The sequence below is a fragment of the Dietzia maris genome (assembly GCF_036287335.1).
Classification (GTDB): Bacteria; Actinomycetota; Actinomycetes; order Mycobacteriales; family Mycobacteriaceae; genus Dietzia; species Dietzia cinnamea.
This window is the reverse complement of the sequence record NZ_CP143053.1, coordinates 1,349,118-1,363,960: the sequence shown is the minus strand read 5'-3', so window position 1 is coordinate 1,363,960 and position 14,843 is coordinate 1,349,118. Positions and strand designations below refer to the sequence as shown.

At 73.0% G+C, this 14,843-nt stretch carries 13 protein-coding genes and 1 riboswitch; of the genes, 4 read left to right on the top strand and 9 right to left on the bottom strand.

Annotation, left to right across the window (positions count from 1 at the left end):
- Window positions 1-71: 71 nt before the first annotated feature.
- Both VYL96_RS06225 and mptB read left to right on the top strand, forming a co-directional pair.
- Complete coding sequence (locus tag VYL96_RS06225) at window positions 72-1,151, top strand: polyprenyl synthetase family protein (protein ID WP_131886064.1); 1,080 nt, start codon at window positions 72-74, stop codon at window positions 1,149-1,151.
- Window positions 1,152-1,154: 3 nt separating this feature from the next.
- Window positions 1,155-2,747: a polyprenol phosphomannose-dependent alpha 1,6 mannosyltransferase MptB gene (mptB, locus tag VYL96_RS06220; protein ID WP_243699741.1), complete on the top strand. Its 1,593-nt coding sequence runs from the start codon at window positions 1,155-1,157 to the stop codon at window positions 2,745-2,747.
- On the opposite strand, the gene VYL96_RS06215 is transcribed toward mptB, so the two are convergent.
- On the bottom strand, window positions 2,716-3,081 hold the full coding sequence (locus VYL96_RS06215) for an Rv2175c family DNA-binding protein (protein WP_007630648.1): 366 nt from the start codon (window positions 3,079-3,081) through the stop codon (window positions 2,716-2,718). The genes mptB and VYL96_RS06215 overlap by 32 nt on opposite strands.
- An 81-nt stretch (window positions 3,082-3,162) precedes the next feature.
- On the opposite strand from VYL96_RS06215, the gene pknB reads away from it, so the two are divergent.
- Entirely contained in the window at window positions 3,163-5,370 is a 2,208-nt protein-coding gene (pknB, locus tag VYL96_RS06210) for a Stk1 family PASTA domain-containing Ser/Thr kinase (RefSeq protein WP_243699742.1), read from the top strand.
- A 30-nt stretch (window positions 5,371-5,400) separates the two neighbouring features.
- On the opposite strand, the gene VYL96_RS06205 is transcribed toward pknB, so the two are convergent.
- The 5 genes from VYL96_RS06205 to VYL96_RS06185 are packed head-to-tail and all read right to left on the bottom strand — an operon-like array spanning window position 5,401 to window position 9,477.
- A complete protein-coding gene (locus tag VYL96_RS06205; protein WP_131886066.1) occupies window positions 5,401-6,807 on the bottom strand; it encodes a class II 3-deoxy-7-phosphoheptulonate synthase in 1,407 nt (468 codons plus the stop codon).
- A gap of 36 nt (window positions 6,808-6,843) precedes the next feature.
- The gene (locus VYL96_RS06200; RefSeq protein WP_131886067.1) at window positions 6,844-7,341 is read right to left on the bottom strand and encodes a polyadenylate-specific 3'-exoribonuclease AS; all 498 of its coding nucleotides are present in this window, start codon (window positions 7,339-7,341) and stop codon (window positions 6,844-6,846) included.
- Between the two features lie 4 nt (window positions 7,342-7,345).
- Window positions 7,346-8,086 carry a lysophospholipid acyltransferase family protein gene (locus tag VYL96_RS06195; protein ID WP_131886068.1) on the bottom strand — a complete coding sequence of 247 codons (741 nt, stop codon included), beginning with the start codon at window positions 8,084-8,086 and terminating at the stop codon, window positions 7,346-7,348.
- 45 nt (window positions 8,087-8,131) lie between these two features.
- Window positions 8,132-9,019 carry a hypothetical protein gene (locus tag VYL96_RS06190; protein ID WP_131886069.1) on the bottom strand — a complete coding sequence of 296 codons (888 nt, stop codon included), beginning with the start codon at window positions 9,017-9,019 and terminating at the stop codon, window positions 8,132-8,134.
- Complete coding sequence (locus tag VYL96_RS06185) at window positions 9,016-9,477, bottom strand: SRPBCC family protein (protein WP_131886070.1); 462 nt, start codon at window positions 9,475-9,477, stop codon at window positions 9,016-9,018. Before VYL96_RS06185 ends, VYL96_RS06190 begins: the two co-directional genes overlap by 4 nt.
- A 139-nt stretch (window positions 9,478-9,616) precedes the next feature.
- On the opposite strand from VYL96_RS06185, the gene VYL96_RS06180 reads away from it, so the two are divergent.
- Complete coding sequence (locus tag VYL96_RS06180) at window positions 9,617-11,416, top strand: AMP-dependent synthetase/ligase (protein WP_007632186.1); 1,800 nt, start codon at window positions 9,617-9,619, stop codon at window positions 11,414-11,416.
- A 64-nt stretch (window positions 11,417-11,480) separates the two neighbouring features.
- On the opposite strand, the gene VYL96_RS06175 is transcribed toward VYL96_RS06180, so the two are convergent.
- The 3 genes from VYL96_RS06175 to VYL96_RS06165 form a co-directional block, all read right to left on the bottom strand.
- A complete protein-coding gene (locus tag VYL96_RS06175) occupies window positions 11,481-12,614 on the bottom strand; it encodes a glycosyltransferase family 4 protein (protein ID WP_131886071.1) in 1,134 nt (377 codons plus the stop codon).
- Window positions 12,615-12,706: 92 nt separating this feature from the next.
- Window positions 12,707-13,870, bottom strand: a complete 1,164-nt coding sequence (locus tag VYL96_RS06170; protein ID WP_131886072.1) for an NlpC/P60 family protein — start codon at window positions 13,868-13,870, stop codon at window positions 12,707-12,709.
- A 169-nt stretch (window positions 13,871-14,039) separates the two neighbouring features.
- Window positions 14,040-14,657: a C40 family peptidase gene (locus tag VYL96_RS06165; protein ID WP_131886073.1), complete on the bottom strand. Its 618-nt coding sequence runs from the start codon at window positions 14,655-14,657 to the stop codon at window positions 14,040-14,042.
- 12 nt (window positions 14,658-14,669) lie between these two features.
- A riboswitch (cyclic di-AMP (ydaO/yuaA leader) is annotated at window positions 14,670-14,819 on the bottom strand.
- Between the last annotated feature and the right edge of the window lie 24 nt (window positions 14,820-14,843).

Genomic DNA, 14,843 nt, shown 5'->3' with positions numbered 1-14,843 from the left:
TCCGGTCCGGCCGCCGCCCGACGACTAGGATCGTCGTCGACGAGGGCGGCCGGACCGGACGCCCGGAAGGGATGGTGCCCGTGGTCATGGCGACCCGCCCCGACGACGGAGGACGCGTCCTCGCCACGCTCCGCCGCCACATCGAGGGACGCCGCACGGTCGTCGCCGCGGTCGACGAGCGGGTGGACCGGCTGGCCGGGCTCCTGTCGGACTTCGTGCTCGACGGCGGCAAGCGCATGCGGCCCCGGTTCGCACTGGCCGGGTGGGCCGCGTCCCGGCCCGACGCCGGCCCGGCGCCCGAGGAGGTCGTGACCGCCTGCGCCGCCCTCGAACTGATCCAGGCGTGCGCCCTCGTCCACGACGACATCGTCGACGCCTCCGACACCCGCCGCGGCCGTCCCACCGTGCACCGCGCGATCGAGTCCGCGCACCGCCGGGACGGGTGGGACGGCGACGCCGCCCGCTACGGGATATCGCAGGCGATCCTCGTGGGCGATCTCGCGCTGAGCTGGGCCGACGAGATGTTCGTGACGTCCGGCGTCGACCCGGCCGCGCTGGGCCGGGCGCTCGGCCCGTGGCACGCCATGAAGACCGAGGTCCTGTCCGGCCAGATGCTCGACATCCTCGCCGAGGCGTCCGGGGCCACGGACGAGCAGACCCCCGCCCGGGTGAACCGCTTCAAGACCGCGGCCTACACCGTCGAGAGGCCGCTGCACATCGGGGCCGAACTCGCCGGCGCGACCGACGAGACGGTCGCCGCGCTGAGGGAGTTCGGCGTCGCCGTGGGCCAGGCCTTCCAGCTGCGTGACGACCTGCTCGGGGTGTTCGGCGACCCGGAGGTCACCGGTAAGCCGTCCGGGGACGACCTCCGTGAGGGCAAGCGCACCCTCCTGCTCGCCCGCGCGATGACCCTCGCGCCCGGCGAGGACGCGCGCTTCCTCGCCGGAGTCCTGGGCACCGAACCCGACGGCCCGACGCTCGAACGGGCCCGCGCCGTCCTCGTGGACTCCGGGGCGGTCGCCTCCGTGGAGACCGAGATCGAGGAGCTGACCGCCCGCGCGCTGGACGCGATCGCCTCGGACGCGATCAGCGCACACGGGCGGGACATGCTGCGGGACCTCGCGGAAGCCGCGACCCGCCGGCGGGCCTGACCCGTGCCCGCAGCCACCGGACACCGACCGGAGCGGGACTCCTCGTCGTCGTCACGCCCGCCCACCCGGGCCACCGCGGCGGTGGGCTCCGCCCGGGCCGCCCTGACCGGCCCGTCCGGTCCCGCGCTGTGGCGGGGCGTCCTCGGTGCCGCGCTGCTCACGGTCTCCGGCTTCGGCGCCGGCGCGCTGCCGGTCGACGGCGGCCCCGCGGTCGCGATCGGCCTTCCCGGTTTCACGTTCGGTCACGGTGAGGTCCTGGCCCTCGTCCTGTGCTGGGCGGGCGTCGCGCTCCTGGTCACGTCGTGGCTCTCGCTCGGCCCCCGGGCGGTCTCCGGACGGCTCCCCACGCGCGACGCCGCGTGGGCCACCGCGCTGTGGTCGCTGCCGCTGCTGCCCGCCGTCCCCCTGTTCAGCCGCGACGCGTGGTCGTACCTGGCGCAGGGCGCCATGACCGCCGCGGGCGTCGACCCGTACGAGTACGGGCCCGAGGCCAACCCCGGCCCGTTCACCACCGAGGTCAGCTCCGACTGGCAGTCCACCGCCACCCCCTACGGCCCCCTGCACCTGCTCCTCATGCGCGGCGTCGTGGCACTGTCGGGCGGGCATCCCGCGGTGGGCGTGCTGATCCTGCGCGTGCTGGTGCTCATCGCGCTGGCCGGGCTCGTCGCGCTCGTGGCGGCGGCTGCTCGGCGCGCCCGGGTCGATGCGGGCGCGGCCGTGTGGATGGCCGGCGCGTCACCACTGACGGTCATCCACCTCGCGGGCGGACTGCACAACGAGATCTTCCCCCTGGTGGCGTGCCTCGCGGCGGTCGTGCTCACCCTCGACCGGCGCTACGCGTGGGCGGGGGCCGCGATCGGCCTCGCGGTGGCGTTCAAGGCCACCGCCGTGATTGTCGCGCCGTTCCTACTGTGGATCGCCCTCGACCGGCGCCGGCGACTGCAGGGCTCCACGCGGCCTCTTCCGCGGCCGCCCGGGAGTCCCCTCGTGGGCGCGATCCTCGACACGGTCGTCGCCGCGGGCGCGGCGGTCGTCGTGTTCGCGCTGGCCACCCTGGCCGCGGGCACGGGCCTCGGCTGGGTGGACGCCATCTCCGTCTCCGACCGGGTCATCAACTACCTGAGCGCGCCGACCGCCGTGGCCCACCTCGTCCACGCCGCGTTCGACACCCCCGGCTTCGAGGACGTCCTCGCCGTGACCCGGCAGGTGGGGCGCGTGGTGCTCGCGGTGGCGCTGGTCGTGGTGTGGTGGCTGTACCGCCGGGACACCCGCTCGGCGCTGCGCGGCATCATGGTCGCACTACTGGTCTTCGTGGTACTCAACTCACTGTCCTGGCCGTGGTACCACGTGTGGGTGGCGGCGTTCTGGTTCGTCGCCCGGCCCGGCCCGCGCGCGACGACCGCGGCGGTCGGCGTGACCGTCTTCCTCGTCATGGCGATCGGCCCCAACGGCTCGACCAGCCTCTACAGCCCCACGCTCGTCGGGGCCGCCCTCGTGGCGTCCGCCGCCGCGGCGTGGTGGTGGTGGCGTGCGACCGCCGCGGAACGGACCGAGCCCGGACCCGTCAGAACGCCATCGCCTGCGCGCGACGCATGACCTCCCGCGCGCGGTGGCCGTGGAGCGCGTCGGCCGGGCGGCCGGGCAGGCTGTCGTCCTCGGTGAACAGCCACCGCAGGATCTCCTCGTCCCGATAACCCCCGTCCCGCAGGACGGCGATCAGTCCCGGGAGGAACCGCACGACCTCGTCGTCGTCCAGGAAGACGGCCGGGACCACGACGACGCCCGCGCGGCGGACGGCGAGCAGTGTCCCGTCGCGCAGCAGATCGTGCACACGGGTCACCGGGATTCCGAGGCGCTCGGAGACCTCGGGCAGGTTGATGGTCTCGGCCCCGGCGGGCAGGACGTCGTCGCAGTGCGGAACGGTACTCACCCCTCCCACGTTAGCCCCCGGGCCGCGTCGGGACGTCTCCGGACGTACCGCGGACGGGGCGGGAGGGGCAGAATGGACGATATGAGCACTTACGACGGGCAGCCCCCCGGACCAGGCACCCTGCTCGACGGGCGCTACCGGCTCGACGCCGTGATCGCCCGCGGCGGCATGTCCACGGTCCACCTGGCCACGGACGAGCGGCTCGACCGTCACGTCGCCGTCAAGCTGCTCGACCCCACCCTCGCCGGCGACCGCGCGTTCGTGGACCGGTTCACGCTCGAGGCCCGGTCGGCGGCGCGCCTGTCCGATCCGGGGATCGTCCAGGTCTTCGACCAGGGCGTCGAGGCGGGGACCGCGTTCCTCGTCATGGAACTGGTGCCCGGCGGCACGCTACGGGAACTGCTCGACGAGCGCGGGCCGATGCCGCCCTACGCCGCGGCCGCCGTGCTGCGCCCGTTGCTCGGCGCGCTCCGCGAGGCCCACGCCGCCGGCCTCGTTCACCGGGACATCAAGCCGGAGAACGTCCTGATCTCCACGTCCGGCCCAGTCAAGCTGGCCGACTTCGGCCTGGTGCGCGCGGTCGCCGAGTCGCGCGCCACCTCCAGCAGCGTGGTCATGGGCACCGCCGCGTACCTCTCCCCCGAGCAGATCTCCGGCGCCGACACGGACCCGCGCTCCGACCTGTACTCCCTGGGCGTTCTGACCTACGAGATGCTCACCGGGGAGCCGCCGTTCAGCGGCGACAACAACATCGCGGTGGCCTACCGTCGCCTCGACACCGACGTCCCCGCGCCGTCCGACCAGTCCGACACCGTCGCCGAGGACCTCGACCACCTGGTCCTGCGCGCAACCCGCCGCAGCCGCGAGGACCGCTACGCCGACGCCGACGAGATGCTGCGCGACCTCGACCGCGCCGCCAGGATCGGGCGGTTCCCCGACTACGTCGTCCCCGCGCCGAGGCAGTCCTCGTGGACGCGGGCCCGGGCGAACGCCGCGCGCGCCACCCCGGGCGGGGAATCCGAGTTCGACGCCGCCGACCGCGAGAGCGGCGAGGCCCTGCGCCGCGGCGACGGTCCGACGCCCACCCGGGTCCAGACGCGTGCCGACCTCGCCCCGGCGCCCCCGGCCGGCGGCCCCGGCACGCACGCCGGCCCCGCCGAGCCCGCCCGCGCACCGCGCGCCGAGGTGGAGGCCGCGCCCGACCGCGACATCATCCGGCCGCGCCGACAGCGCGGCATGTTATGGCTCATCGTGGTGCTCGCCGCCGCGATCGGACTGGCCGTCGCCGGCTGGTGGCTCGGCTCGGGGCGGTTCGTGGAGGTGCCCTCCGTCCAGGGGATGTCGGTGGGCCAGGCCACCGACGCGGTCAACGCCGTGGGGCTCGCGGCCGCGACGCGCGACGCCTTCAGCAACGACGTCCCCCCCTCCGGCCTGGTGGGCACCGACCCCGCGGCGGGTGAGAAGGTGCCCCGCGGGGACACCGTCGCCGTGTTGGTGTCGGTGGGGCGCCCGGTGGTGCCCGAGGTGGGTGCGAACCGCACCGTCGACGCCGTCTCGGCCGCCCTCCGTGAGAACTCGCTGGAGCCGGTGCGCGGCGGCACCGAGTACTCCGACTCGGTGCCAGTCGGCCAGGTGGTGTCGCTGCAGCCCGGCGCGGGCACGACCGTCGACGTGGGCACGCGCGTGGCCATGATCACCAGCTCCGGGCCGGCGCCGGTGGCCGTGCCGGAGGTGGTGGGCCTGGCCGAGGACCAGGCGCGCGCCGCCCTCGAGGGCGCCGGGCTCGCCGTGTCGCAGGTCAGGAGGGTGTACGACGACGAGGTGGACGGTGGCCTGGCCGTGGGCACCGACCCGGACGCCGGGACCGACGTGTCCCGCGGCGACGGGGTCGTCCTGCTGGTCTCCAACGCACTGACCGTGCCCGACATCAGGGACGTGCCCGTCGACGAGGCGACCGACGTGCTCGAGAAGGCCGGTTTCACGGTCGTCCTCGAGTCGCCCGTCACCGATCGTCAGGTCGCCGACGGTCGGGTGGTCCGTACCGAGCCGCCGGCCGGGACCCGCCTCGACCCGTCGGGCGCCGTGCTGCGGATCGTGCCGTCGGACGCGGTGACCGTCCCGGTCGTGCTGGGCTCACGCGCGTCCGACGCCCGCCAGCGACTGCAGGAGGCCGGGCTGCGCGCCACCATCGACGCGGGGACGTCGAGCGGCATCGTCTACGGCCAGACCCCGCTGCCCGGCCGGGTGGTGGCCCGGGGCAGCGAGGTCGAGATCGACGCCCTGGGCTGACGCGTCGCGCCGGCGGCCGGGCCCGACGCGTCAGTGGCGCAGCATCTCCGCGACCAGGTAGGCCAGCTCGAGCGACTGCTGGGTGTTGAGCCGCGGGTCGCAGGCCGTCTCGTACCGGCCCGCCAGATCCAGGTCGGAGATGTCCTGGGCGCCGCCGAGGCACTCCGTGACGTCCTCGCCGGTCAGCTCGATGTGGATCCCGCCCGGATGCGACCCGAGCGCGTGGTGCACCTCGAAGAAGCCCTGGACCTCGTCGATGATCCGGTCGAAGTGGCGGGTCTTGTAGCCGTTCGACGTGGAGTGCGTGTTGCCGTGCATGGGATCGCACTGCCAGATCACCTTGTGCCCGGTCGCCTCGACCGCGCGGACGATCGGCGGGAGCGCCTCTCGGACCTTGTCGTTGCCCATGCGGGAGACCAGGGTCAGTCGGCCCGGCCGGTTGTGAGGGTCGAGCTTCTCGACGTACTCGACCGCGAGCTCGGGCGTCGTGGTGGGCCCGATCTTCAGTCCGATGGGGTTCTGGATGAGCGAGGCGAACGCCACGTGGGCGTCGTCGATGCCGCGGGTGCGCTCCCCGATCCACAGGAAGTGGGCCGACAGGTCGTACAGGCCCTGCTCGGCGTCTCCGGTGAGTCCCGTCCCGTCATCGGCCAGGCGCAGCATCGCCCGCTCGTAGTCCAGGACGAGGGCCTCGTGGGAGGAGAAGATGTCGGCGGACCGCAGGTTCGCGTCGGAGACGCCGCACGCGTCCATGAAGCGCAGGCCCCGGTCGACCTCCGCGGCCAGGGCCTCGTAGCGGGCGCCGGCCGGCGAACCGGCGACGAACTCCATGTTCCACTCGTGCACGCGGTGTAGGTCGGCGGTGCCCGACGCCGTCAGGGACCGGACGAGGTTCATCGCCGCGGCCGCGTTGGCGTAGGCGCGGACCAGGCGGGACGGGTCGTGCTCACGTGCCGCCTCGTCCGCCTCGAGGCCGTTGACCATGTCACCCCGGTAGGACAGCAGTCCGCTGCCGTCGCGGTCGGCGGACCGGGGCTTGGCGTACTGGCCGGCGATGCGACCGACCTTGACCACGGGCATCGAGGCGCCGTAGGTCAGCACGACCGACATCTGCAGGAGCGTGCGGATGACGCCCTTGATGTGGGGCTCGGTGTTGGCCTCGAACGTCTCGGCGCAGTCACCGCCCTGCAGCAGGAACGCCCGACCGTGGGCCACGTCCGCCAGGCGATCCGAGAGGTGCTCGACCTCGGAGGCCACGCAGATCGGCGGGACGCTCTCGAGGACCTTGCGCATGGCGGCGGCGTGCTGCGGGTCCCACGACGGCTGCTGCAGCGCCGGCCGGGAGAGCGCATCGGCCAACTGCCTGTCGAGATCCGCGGAGAGCGGCGGCAGGTCGGGGAGTTGCGCGATGTCGACGTCGACTATCCAGTTGCTCACCCCGGCGACGATACGCCACCGCGCGCGGGCGAGGCCTCAGAGACCCAGGTGGGGCGCCTGCTCGGCGATGGCCCGGAACCGCATCGCCACATGGCGGGCGTCACCGAGTGCGTCGTGCGCGCCCCCGGGGTGCGCCGGCAGATCCGGCCGGCCGGCGAGCTCCCACAGTTGGCGGACGTCGCGGGTGAACTTGGGCATCGCCGCCGGGAGCTTCGTCATGTCGCCCCACAGCTGGCACACCGCGACGTGGTCATAGGCGCCGATCCACGCCCACATCTCGACCGGGCCGGTGGGCCGGGCCGTGACGAAGTCGTAGAGCTCGTCGCGGATCCGGGCCCTCGACATCCACGCCGCGGACGACGGGTTGGGGAGTTTGGGCAGGACGTTGCGGCGGACCCACGGGCCGGCCGTCGACGAGTCGAACTCGGTGGACACCGCGTAGAACTCGCGACCGTCCTCCGCGACGACCCCTACCGACACCAGGTCGATGGTCGTGCCGTCCTCGATGAATTCGCAGTCGTAGAAGTACCGCACCTCGTCAGCGCTGCCCGTCGACGGGCTGGTCGAGCAGGTTGTGCCCCGACTCGCGCACCGCCTGGTAGCGCTTCTTCATGTCCGCGCCGTAGATGTCGTGGACGTACTCCTGGCCGGTGAGTGCCTGGATGCGACGCATGAGCTCGTCGGTGACCTCGCGCTCGGCCGCCCGGTCGCCCTCACGGCCGGCCCACGGCGAGAGGTCGAGCGGCTCGCCGAGCATCACGCGGACCTCGGTGCGCGGGAAGAAGCGGAACCTGGTCGCCTTGCGGACGTACTCGCCGGTGCCGGAGACCCCGACGGGGATGATCGGCACGCCCGCGCGCAGCGCCAGCCGGGCCGGCCCGGTCTTGCCCCGGTAGAGCCTTCCGTCCGGGGAACGGGTGCCCTCGGGATAGATGCACAGGATGCGCCCGGACGACAGGACCTCGAGACCGGCGTCCAGCGCCGCCTGTGCGGCGTCGGCGTTGGTGCGGTCGATCGGGTACTGCCCGGAGCCGGCGAAGAACCACCGGCTGAGCATCCCGCGGATGCCGGTTCCCGTGAAGTAGTCATTCTTGGCCAGGAACGTCACCCGGCGCGGCAGGAGCAGCGGGGTGAACAGCCAGTCCGCGACCGACTGGTGGTTGCCGACGAGGAGAGCGGCCCCCCGGGCCGGGAAGTGCTCGCGTCCCGTCACGACCCGCCGACTCGTCACCCGGAGGAACGGGCCGATGAGCACGTACTTGAACAGGTAGTACAGCAACGCGGTCCCCGGTCCTCTCGTGGTGGCAATCGACGAATGCGGATACTACCCGGCCGTGTCGGCGGAACCGGTCGGCACGAGGTTCTGCGGCCACAGATCGGGATCCGGGAGAAAGCGTAGCCGGACGCGCCCGGCGCCGGCGTCGAAGGTCGAGTCGACGAGGACGCAGCGGGTCAGCAGCGGCGGCAGGCCAAGAACGGCGCGGAAACCGTCGTGTTCGAGGCGGAGCCGGTCGCCCTGGACCGACGCCGGCGCGGAGGGCGCGTTCGGGACGGCGTACTCGACGCGGTATCCCCCGGCGCCGTCGGGCACCACCTCGGGTCGCACGGCGCCGCGCGCGAGCGCAGCCATCGCGGCCGTCCGTTCCGGCGCGCGGCCGACGACGATCACCTCGAGCGGGCCGGCGAGGAAGCCGGCCACGTCACCGGCGAGCAGCGCGAGCCGGTGCGCCTCCCGGACCCGGGCATCCGCACGGGCGCCGGCGGCCATGGACGCGAAGCGCACGTTCGCCGGCCACCTCGACTCGACGAAAGCGGCCAGTTCCCCGGCCGCGGCGATGCGGCGGACGGCGGCCAGGTCCCCGTCGAGCTCCACCACGACGACGTCCCAGTAACCGGATGCCGCGGCGCGGCGCGCGTACTCCCAGCCGAGCACGGCCGCCAGCGGCGTGTCGCCGCCGGCGGAGAGTGCGGCCAGGACCTCGTCATCCGGGTCGGCGGCGCCGGATCGGAACGCCTCCAACCTCGCGGTCGGGTCGTCCGCGCGAACCTCGACCGGGCCCTCGTCGGAGGTGTCGAGACGGGGGTCGACGGCATCAGGGTGCCCGGTCAGGACCAGGGCGGTCCGCCCGGACTCCGCGAGTAGCTCGCCGGTGACGCCGGCGCGTTCGGCCGGGTCGCCGCCGAGGACGACGACCACACGGGTGTGGTTCACCGGGACTCGGCCCGTCGCTTGAGCTCGCTGAGCGCGTCGCCCAGGATGCGTCGCTGCGCACGGCTGCGCAGACTCCCGATCACCGGCACGGTCAGTGCGATCTCCAGCTCGTAGTCCACCCGCGTACCGGCCTCCACGGGTTCCAGACGATAGGACCCGCGCTGGTCACGCTGCAGCGTCGAGCTCTCGAGGCGCCACTCCACCGAGCGGTGGTCCGCCGACCAGGAGTAGACGAGCACGTACTCGTCGATGATCGCGCCCGCCCGCAGCTGGAACCGCACTCTGTCCGGGCGACCGTCCGCTCCCGTCGACAGCACCTCGGCGGCGTCGATCGACGTGGACCACTCCGGATAGGCCGCGAAGTCGGCGATGACCGCCATGACGTCCGCCACCGACGCGTCGACCACGGTGGAGTCTCTGGTCGGCCAGACCTCGGGGGCGCCGTCGTGCTCGCTCATGCCCTCCAGCTTCACACATCCCGACCCGGGATGCGCCCACGCCGAGTCCTGAGGGTGCCGGTCGCCGTGGTCGCCGTGCCGGGGCGGCGATAGTGTGTGGTCACCGACATACGACGAACGTCACCACCGGGAGGACCCTTTGCGCGAATACGTCGCGGCACCCGCCACCTTCACCGTCCCCGACGACTGGTCCTGCGTTCAGTCGGCCTACGACCGAGCGGAACAGACCCCGGAGAACGTGGCGTTCCTCAAGCCCGTCGGCGGGCGGTGGACGGACGTCACCAACCGTGAGTTCGCCGAGGAGGTCCGCACGGTCGCCCGCGGCCTCGTGGCCCTGGGCGTCCAGGCGGGCGACAGGGTCGCCCTGCTCAGCGCCACGCGCTACGAGTGGAACCTGATCGACTTCGCCATCTGGGCGGTCGGGGCGGTCACGGTGCCGGTGTACGACAGCTCGAGCGCTGACCAGATCCGGTGGATCATGGAGGACTCCGGCGCGAAGCTGATCATCGTCGAGAACGACACCCACGCGGCGACGGCCCGCGAGGGCATCGAGGGGCTCGAGGTCTCCGACGTCCTCGTGATCGACGGCGCCGAACCGGTTCTGGAGACTCTCACCGCCCAGGGCGCCTCGGTCGACGCCTCCGTCCTGGACGAGCGCCGAGCCACGGTGCGGGCCGACTCGCCCGCGACACTCATCTACACCTCCGGCACGACGGGGCGCCCCAAGGGCGTCATGCTCAGCCACCACAACTTCATGTCCGAGACGCTCGCCGTGCTCGAGACGCCCTTCAGCCAGATCCTGCGCATCGACGCGACCTCGGTGATGTTCCTCCCGTTGGCGCACGTGCTGGCCCGCGCGATCACCTATGCCGGCTTCCACGCCGGTGTGACGATCGCGCACTCCTCCGACCTCACCAACCTCGTCGACACCTTCGGCGAGATGAAGCCGCACTACATCCTGGCGGTCCCCCGCGTCTTCCAGAAGGTCTTCAACAAGGCCCGGGCGACCGCCCAGGACGGCGGCACGGTCAAGGCGTGGATGTTCGACAAGGCGGCCGACACCGCCGTGGCGTACTCCAAGGCCAACCGGGGCGATGGCCGCGTGGGTCCGCTCCTCCGGCTGCGCCACGCCCTCTTCTCGAAGCTCGTCTACGCCAAGCTCGTCAACGCCCTCGGTGGACGCTGTGAGGTCGCCATCTCCGGCGGCGCGGCCCTCGGTGACCGGCTGACCCACTTCTTCGACGGCATCGGGGTCAACATCTTCGAGGGCTACGGCCTGACGGAGACGTGCGCCGCGATCACGGTGAACACCCCGGGCCACATGCGCATCGGCAGCGTCGGCCAGCCGCTCCCCGGGTGCGCCGTCCGTATCGCCCAGGACGGCGAGGTCGAGGTGAGCGGCCCCGTGGTGGCCTCCGGCTACTGGCAGAACGAGAAGGCGACCGCCGAGTCCTTCACGGACGGCTGGTTCCGGACCGGCGACCTCGGCTCGCTGGACGAGGACGGCTACCTGTCGATCACCGGCCGCAAGAAGGAGATCATCGTCACGGCCGGCGGCAAGAACGTGGCTCCCAACCAGCTGGAGGACGCCCTGCGCGCCGATCCCCTGGTCGCGGAGGCGGTCTGTGTGGGCGACGGCAAGCCGTTCGTCTCCGTCCTGCTGACCCTGGATCCGGAGGCCCTGGAGCGCTGGAAGTCCCACCACGACAAGTCGGGGTCGCTGTACGAGCTGCTCAAGGACGCCGACATGATCGAGCACCTCGATCAGGCGTTGGCGCGGGCGAACCGCAGCGTGTCGCACTCGGAGTCGATCAAGAAGTACCACGTCCTGCCGGACCAGTTCACCGAGGAGACCGGCGAGCTCACCGCGTCGCTCAAGGTCAAGCGCAACGTGGTGCACCAGAAGTACGCCGAGCAGATCGAGGCCCTCTACGCCTGACGGCGCGGCCTGACGGTCGGGCCGAGCCGGACGGCACGACGGCCCGGACGCGTGCTCTCGCGGGTCACTCCCCCGAGAGCACGCGTTGCATGTCCCGCGCCAGGTCCTCCCACCGCCAGTTCTCGAGGACCCAACGGCGGCCACTGAGCCCCATCGAGGACGCCCGCGGACGGTCCTCGAGCAGCCCGGCCACCGCGTCGACGATCTCGCGCCGCGAGGTCCCGTCCACCACGAGTCCGGTCCGCCCGTCCCGGACCGTCTCCGGCGCTCCCCCGCTACGCCCCGCCACCACCGGTACGCCACACGCCGAGGCCTCGAGGTAGACGATCCCCAGTCCCTCCACGTCCAGCCCGCCGCCGCGCGTGCGGCACGGCATCGCGAAGACGTCGGCCATGCGGTGGTGGTCGACGATCTCGTCCGCGGGGATCCGGCCGGAGAAGATGACCCGGTCCGCCACGCCGTACCGGCGTGCGAGCCCCTCGAGCGTCCGTCTGTACGGCCCCCCGCCGACGACGACGAGGACGGCCCCGGGCACCCGTCGGGCGATCTCCGGCATCGCGCGGATGAGCGCATCCTGACCTTTCCGCGGCACGAGACGGGACAGGCACACGATCACGTCGCGGTCCGCGACCCCGTAGCGGTCCCGGATCGCCCGGCGCCTGACCGGGTCCGGGCGGAACCGTTCCGTGTCGACACCGCCCGGTTGACGCACCAGCCGTGCCCGGGGGCCGAAGGCCGCGGAGACGCGCCTTCGCGTGTAGTCACTGACGTAGGTGATCGCGTCGGTCGACTCCCCGATCACGCGCAGGACCTGACGCGACCCGGGGAGCATCGACCATCCCACCTCGTGCCCGTGGGTACTCGCCACGACCCGCTCCACGGGCCCCTCACGCAGGACCGGGGCCATGGCCGCGAGCGGGGCGGCCGCCCCGAACCAGATCGTCGTCGCCCCGAAATCCGAGGCGAGGCGACGCGCCCGGGCCGCCAGGTCCGGCGTCGGCAGCAACATCTCGGTGGGTACGCGCTCCACGAGATAGGGCTTCGACGCGTCGTACTCGGCGGACTCGGCACCGCGGAACGTCGACGCGAGGACCGCGACCTCGGCGGGGTCGAGGTGGCTCAGGTACGTCTCGAGATAGGACTGGATCCCGCCGGGGCGCGGCGGGTAGTCGTTGGTGATCAGCAGGGTCTTGGTCATCGACTCCGAGCCTGCCACAGCACCTACACCGGCCCCGCGCGACCCGGCACGACCGTGCGCCCCGGGAACGTCACGGGGCCGTCCGCGCGCGGTCAGTACCGTCGGATCGAGTGGATCGGCATAGCGTCGACCCTCTCCAGTCTGACGGGGACGCCGTAGGTCGGGGCGTGCAGCACCAGACCGTCGCCGGCGTACATCCCCACGTGGGTCGCCTCCGGGTAGTAGATGACGAGATCGCCGGGACGGGCGTCCCGCATCGCCACGGGCGCCCCGGAGACCGCCTGCGCCTGGCTCGATCGTGGCAGGGTCTTGCCCTCCCGGGCGTACGACCACACCATGAGCCCGGAGCAGTCGAACTCGTCGGGACCGGTGGCGCCCCACGAGTACGGAGCGCCGAGCCGGGTCAGTGCCACGCGGAGCGCGGCCGAGTTGGCGTCGTCCACGGGCGGGGCGACGTAACCGGCGGGCATCACCGGCCCGCCGACCCACAGGGCCCGCTGCCCGTCCGACAGGGAGTCCACGCGGCGACGTACCTCGTCCATGAGTTCGCGCATCTCGGCCATGCGCCGGTCGAGGTGATCGGCGTGCTCTCGCGCCGCGCGAGCGGAGGCCCGCGCAGCATCCGCGGCCCTGGTGGCGTCATCCCGGAGGCGTGCGGCAGTCTCGGAGGCCGCCCGCGAGGCGTCCAGTGCGCTCGTGGTCGCGCCGGACAGCCGGCGTAGCGCGTCCAATCTGTGCACGAGGTCCCGTGGGCTCTCGGCGAGCATCGCGGCACGGGTCGCGCCCGGGTCGCCACCGCGGTACCTCATGGCGGCGAGGTGGTCGACGAGGGACTGATCCCTCACGGCCGCACCGTCGGCCACCGCGGCTCGGCCGGCGGCTGCCCCGGCGGCCCGCTCGAGGCGATCCCGCTCCCGCTCGGCGCGGTCGAGTTCCGCGCGGGCCAGGTGGAGTTCCTCGCCGAGAGCCCCCGCCGCCTCGGACAGCCGCGCCAACTCGGCCAGGTCCTCGCCCGCCGCGGACACGGAGCCCTCCGGAGCACCGCGCGAGGCGGAGGCCGGCGCATCGACCGCGCTCTCGCTCAGAGTGGGGGGAGCGTCAGCCGCGGGGGCCGCGGTCGTCGTGGAGGCGGCGACGGGAACGGTGGGCTGAGCAGTGGCGGTGGGTTGAGCGGTGACACCGGCGACGGCCAGCAGCACCACGACCGCCGCGGCCGCAGCGGCGGCGACCATGCTCACGCGGGGACGGGGCTTCATCTGCTGTCGTCGGTCTCTCGGATCCGGGGTGCGCCTGGGCTGGGCCGGTCCGAACGCCTGCAGAGGCGTCCGGCTCCCGAGAGGGGATGTTACATACGACACACCCCGCCCGGGGCCGGTACGCGACCGGTCTCAGGCGGGGTGTGCAGGAGTCGGAGAGCCGACCCGCTCAGTAGTAGCGGGTGGCGCCGTAGAACGGCATCGAGTCCAGCGACGCGTAGCTCACGGAGGTACCGGAGTACGGGGCGTGGACGACCTGACCGTTGCCGGCGTAGATGCCGACGTGGGACGCGCCACTGTAGAAGGCGACGATGTCGCCGGGCTGCAGGTCGGACTTGGCCACCGGGGTGCCGCCGCCGATCTGAGCCTGGCTCGTCCGCGGGATCGAGATCCCCGCCTCCTTGTAGGCCCACGAGGTCAGGCCGGAGCAGTCGAACGAGCTGGGGCCGGTCGCTCCCCACGCGTAGGGCGAGCCGACACGAGTGGTGGCCGCGTCCAGGATGCGCTGGCCGGTGGAGATCTCGGGCGCCGGGGTGGCGAACTCGACCGGAGCGGCCGGGGCCGCCTGGGCGGCCTGCTGGAGGCCGGCCGGAAGTGCGATGCCCTCCGGGACGTCGATGGTGACCTGGGCCGGAACACCCGGCAGCCGCAGCTCGACGGGGACGTCGACGGTCACGGGCGCGGCGGACGCGGTCCCGGAGCCCGCGACAGCGGCTCCGGCGGCGAGCAGTCCGGCGGCGGCCACGCGGCGGCCGGTCGAGCTGGTCTTGATGCTGTGGACTCCCACGAGAGACTTTCCTCTTTCTTCCTGCGACACCGACCGGGTTAGCTGACGGGTTCGGACACGGAAGTCTGTCCTACGCTCGCCGACCTCCCGGTCGTCGAGCGATTCACCCCAGTGGAACGTGGTTCCCCGGCGCGCCCTCGGGCGCTTAGGCGTGACCCCGGCTCCCCACCGGCGGGCGGGGAATGA

Coding starts and splice junctions, on each gene's coding strand:
- VYL96_RS06225 (WP_131886064.1), top strand. CDS start 72: ATGGTGCCCGTGGTCATGGCGACCCGCCCCGACGACGGAGGACGCGTC.
- pknB (WP_243699742.1), top strand. CDS start 3,163: ATGAGCACTTACGACGGGCAGCCCCCCGGACCAGGCACCCTGCTCGAC.
- VYL96_RS06185 (WP_131886070.1), bottom strand. CDS start 9,477: ATGAGCGAGCACGACGGCGCCCCCGAGGTCTGGCCGACCAGAGACTCC.
- VYL96_RS06175 (WP_131886071.1), bottom strand. CDS start 12,614: ATGACCAAGACCCTGCTGATCACCAACGACTACCCGCCGCGCCCCGGC.
- VYL96_RS06170 (WP_131886072.1), bottom strand. CDS start 13,870: ATGAAGCCCCGTCCCCGCGTGAGCATGGTCGCCGCCGCTGCGGCCGCG.